The sequence below is a fragment of the Micrococcus sp. genome (genome assembly GCF_030523875.1).
Lineage (GTDB): Bacteria > Actinomycetota > Actinomycetes > Actinomycetales > Micrococcaceae > Micrococcus.
This window is the reverse complement of the sequence record NZ_JAUNHR010000128.1, coordinates 1-3837: the sequence shown is the minus strand read 5'-3', so window position 1 is coordinate 3837 and position 3837 is coordinate 1. Positions and strand designations below refer to the sequence as shown.

Genomic DNA, 3837 nt, shown 5'->3' with positions numbered 1-3837 from the left:
GGCGTCGGCCGGGGCGGCGGTCGGCGCCATGCCGGGATCGCCGCCGGGCTCCGGTCCGCTCTGGGCCGCGCTTCCCGAGTCTGCGCCCGGGGTGCCCGCGGGGGCCGTGCCCGGCGTGTCCGGCCTCACAGCCCCGGCGGACGCCGGGGCGGGCGGCGTGTGTCGGCCTGCTGCCGCGGCCGCTGCCGCGCCCGCCGGTGCGGGGGCGGTCCGGGCCCCCTGGGAACCGCCACGGGCGGCCGGGGCCGCCGCCGGGGCGGTCGGAGCCGATCGGGACGGCTGCTCCGCCGCTGCACGCTCGGGCCGGACCGCCGTAGGGCGGGCGGCCGCCGGGGCTGCCTCGCACCCGCCCACGGCGAAGGTCAGGGTCGTGGACCCGGAACGGACGCCCTGCGCCGTCGGCACGGAGAATCCGAGGCTCACCCGGTACACCCCGGGCGCGGTGAACACCCAGTTGCCGTGGGCGTGGGTGTTGAGCGGCACGGTGGTGGATCGCGGCCCACCCACGGTGTCGACGATGCGCTGCCCCACGGCCGTGCCGAAGGTCCCGGAGGTGAAGACGGCCAGATCGCCCGGGCCGCTCACACCGGTCAGTGACATGGTCACGGGGCCCGTGGCCGCGCGCAGCAGGGCCGGATCCTGCGTGTTCCAGCCCAGCCACGGCACTCCGGCCTGCTGCACGCCGCCGATCATGTGGACGCGGGTGCCGGCGGGGCCGATGAACCCCAGGCCCGAGGGCAGCGACGCGGCCGAGGCCTCGCCGAGCACGAACGCCACCTCACCCGGCGCCCTCCACCGCGCCGGGGAGCTGCGGTCGTCCTTGACCCGGGGCACGAGCGCGCCCTCGCCCAGGGTCGGCCCGACGTCGAAGTGCCCGCTGGCGACCTGCTCGCCGCTCACGGCGCAGGCGGCGACGGCGGGCGCGGCCAGGGGCGTCCCCTCCCCCGGGACCGTGCCGACGACGAGGCCCGTGGCCACCGTGGTCAGGGCCAGGGCGACGCCTCCCAGCCGGCGCAGGGGACGACCGGGCCAGGACACCGCGGGGGCGCCGGCGGGGCGGGACGAGGTCGGTGCGGGGTGGGACACGCTGACGATCCGTTCATCTCGGACGCCGGGCCGGGCGCGTGCGGGCACGACGCAGGGCCCCGGCGTCGGCGGGGGGGTGCTCAGGAGGGCCGGGGAGAGACGGCGCGTCATGCTGCGATGTCGCGCCACCGGTCCCGTGGCCCGGGGCAGGTGGAGGTGTGCGGCGAGAGCGGTGCGCCCGGCGGGCCGGCCGCGGACCGCCGCGGATGGCCCCACGTTAGTGCAACTGCAAGTCATTCGCAATAAGACGGGGTGCAGTGCTGTCGTGTCCGACCGCCCGGGTACGGTGGGCGTGACCGCGGGGCGCCGCCCGCGGCGCCGCCACCAGGAGGGCCCATGGAGCAGTCGACCGACGAGCCCCACACGCCGCCGCACGCGGCCGGAACCGCCTCGGGGACCTCACCCGAGCATCCCTGGCCCCTGCATCGGCTCTCGGAGAACCTGAAGCTGCACATCGAGCGGGCGCCGGCCACGTGGATCGAGGGCCAGCTGATCGAGTTCAAGAACAACCGCGGCAACGTCTACATGACCATGCGCGACCTCGAGGAGGAGGTCTCCCTGCCGCTGACGGCCTGGCGCTCCGTGGCCGCCGGGATCGACCCCACGGTGCAGCAGGGCTCCCGCGTGGTGGCCCGTGTGAAGCCGAGCTTCTGGCTCAAGGCCGGACGGCTGTCCATGGTGGTGCAGGACATGAAGCCCGTGGGCCTGGGCGACCTGCTGGCCCGCGTGGAGCTGCTGCGCCGCCGCCTCGCCGAGGAGGGGCTGACCTCCCCCGCCCGCAAGCGCCCCCTGCCCGTGCTGCCCGGCGTGATCGGCCTGATCACCGGCCGGGACTCGGACGCCATGAAGGACGTGCTGCGCAACACGCACCTGCGCTGGCCCGCCGCCGTCTTCGAGGTGCGGGAGGTGGCCGTGCAGGGCCCGGACGCCCCGCGGCAGGTGGCCGCAGCCCTCGCCGAGCTGGACGCGGACCCGGCCGTGGAGGTGATCGTGATCGCCCGCGGCGGCGGCGCCCTCGAGGAGGTCGTCCTCCCGTTCTCGGACGAGGCACTGGTGCGGGCCGTGGCGGCGGCGCGCACGCCCGTCGTCTCGGCGATCGGTCACGAGGCGGACCGGCCCGTGCTCGACGACGTCGCCGACCTGCGCGCCTCCACCCCCACGGACGCCGCCAAGCGCATCGTCCCGGACGCCGCCCAGGAGACCCTCGGACTGGCTCACGCGCGCGAGCGCATGGCGGCCGCTGTGGAGCGCCGCGTGCGCGGAGAGGCCGAGGGGCTCGCCGCCCTCCGCTCCCGCCCCGTGCTCGCCCACCCCCACGTCATGGTGGACGCCCGCGCCGAGGACCTCGGCCGGTGGCGGGAGCGCGCCCGGGTGAGCCTGGGGCACCGGCTGACCCGCGAGACGGACGCCGTCGCCGCCCTGCGCGCACGCATACGGGCCCTCTCCCCGCAGCAGACCCTGGACCGCGGCTACGCGGTGGTCCAGCACGGCGGGCGCGTGGTCCGCCGTGCGGACGAGGTCCCCCGCGGAGCCCACCTGGACATCCTCGTGGCGGCCGGCCGCCTCGAGGCCGACGTCACCGACACCCACACCCCCACCGACCCGGAGGACGCATGAGCGAGCAGCAGGACCAGCAGGGCACGGCCGTGGGCGGATTCACCTCCGCCGACACCTCGGACGTCGCCCGCATGAGCTACGAGCAGGCCCGCGCCGAGCTCGTGGAGACCGTCGGCCGGCTCGAGGCCGGCGGCGCCGGACTCGAGGAGTCCCTCGCCCTGTGGGAGCGCGGCGAGGCCCTCGCGGACCGCTGCCAGGCGTGGCTCGACGGCGCCCGCACCCGCCTGGACGAGGTCCGCGCCCACGCCGGCGAAGGTCCCGACGCCGGCTGACCCCTCCCCGCTTCCGCTGACGTGACACGCGCAGCCCCGGCACGTCCGCTGACGCGACCGACGCCGCCCCGCCCTGGAGGGACCAGGTGCGGGGCGGCGTCGTGGTGCGGGGCCGTCCGGGACTCGCGTCCGGACGGGACCGCGGCGGGTCAGGCGGTCTGGCCCTCGTGGCGGCCCTCGCCGAACTCCTCGACCAGCTTGGCGTTGAACGCCTGCAGGTCGCCGGGGGTGCGGGAGGTCACGAGGCCCTCGTCCACCACGACCTCGGAGTCCTGCCACAGGGCGCCGGCGTTCTTCAGGTCCGTCTCGAGGGACTTGAAGGACGTCAGCTCGCGGCCCTCGGCCACACCGGCGTTGATCAGGATCCAGGGCGCGTGGCAGATCGCCGCGACCGGCTTGTGCTGCTGGAAGAAGGACTTCACGAACGCCACGGCGTCCACGTCGGCGCGCAGGGCGTCGGCGTTGAGGGTGCCGCCGGGCAGCACGAGCGCGTGGTAGTCCTTCGCCTGCGCGGCGAGCACCTGGACGTCCACGTCGAACGAGTCGCCGTGGTTCCAGTCCGCGTTCATCGCGGTGATGCTGTCCGCCTGCGGGGACACGAGCACCGGCGAGCCGCCGGCGGCCTCCACGGCCTCCCACGGGGAGGTCAGCTCGATCTGCTCGACGCCGTTGGTGGCCAGGAACGCGATGGTCCGGCCGGACAGGGGCTTCTGGGAGTCAGCCATGATGGGTCTCCTTCTCGGATCCGCCGACGGCCCTGTGCCGTCGACTGCTGGGAACCGAGACTAGGACCGATCCCCCCCGGCCGCGCAAGGGATGCGCGGCCGCGCCCTGGCGATGCCGCCCCGGAGGCGGGGGCGTC

Annotated in this window: 4 protein-coding genes; 2 read left to right on the top strand and 2 right to left on the bottom strand. The window is 76.2% G+C overall.

Translation table 11 applies throughout. The features are described 5' to 3' along the window. On the bottom strand, positions 1 to 1086 hold a 1086-nt coding region (locus Q4D18_RS11270), incomplete at its 3' end, for a TIGR03773 family transporter-associated surface protein (RefSeq protein ID WP_303128474.1). Positions 1087 to 1422: 336 nt separating this feature from the next. Between Q4D18_RS11270 and xseA the strand changes: the two genes are divergently transcribed. Next, positions 1423 to 2703: an exodeoxyribonuclease VII large subunit gene (gene xseA, locus Q4D18_RS11265; protein WP_303128473.1), complete on the top strand. Its 1281-nt coding sequence runs from the start codon at positions 1423 to 1425 to the stop codon at positions 2701 to 2703. Beyond that, positions 2700 to 2975 (top strand): exodeoxyribonuclease VII small subunit, encoded by a 276-nt coding sequence (locus tag Q4D18_RS11260; protein ID WP_303128472.1) that lies wholly within the window; start codon positions 2700 to 2702, stop codon positions 2973 to 2975. Before xseA ends, Q4D18_RS11260 begins: the two co-directional genes overlap by 4 nt. 149 nt (positions 2976 to 3124) lie before the next feature. Here the strand turns inward: Q4D18_RS11260 and Q4D18_RS11255 are convergent, their stop codons facing one another. Further along, positions 3125 to 3700 carry a type 1 glutamine amidotransferase domain-containing protein gene (locus tag Q4D18_RS11255; RefSeq protein ID WP_303128471.1) on the bottom strand — a complete coding sequence of 192 codons (576 nt, stop codon included), beginning with the start codon at positions 3698 to 3700 and terminating at the stop codon, positions 3125 to 3127. Between the last annotated feature and the right edge of the window lie 137 nt (positions 3701 to 3837).

What these genes read in the sequence shown, in the direction of transcription:
- xseA (WP_303128473.1), top strand. Translation starts at nt 1,423, where the DNA reads ATGGAGCAGTCGACCGACGAGCCCCACACGCCGCCGCACGCGGCCGGA.
- Q4D18_RS11260 (WP_303128472.1), top strand. Translation starts at nt 2,700, where the DNA reads ATGAGCGAGCAGCAGGACCAGCAGGGCACGGCCGTGGGCGGATTCACC.
- Q4D18_RS11255 (WP_303128471.1), bottom strand. Translation starts at nt 3,700, where the DNA reads ATGGCTGACTCCCAGAAGCCCCTGTCCGGCCGGACCATCGCGTTCCTG.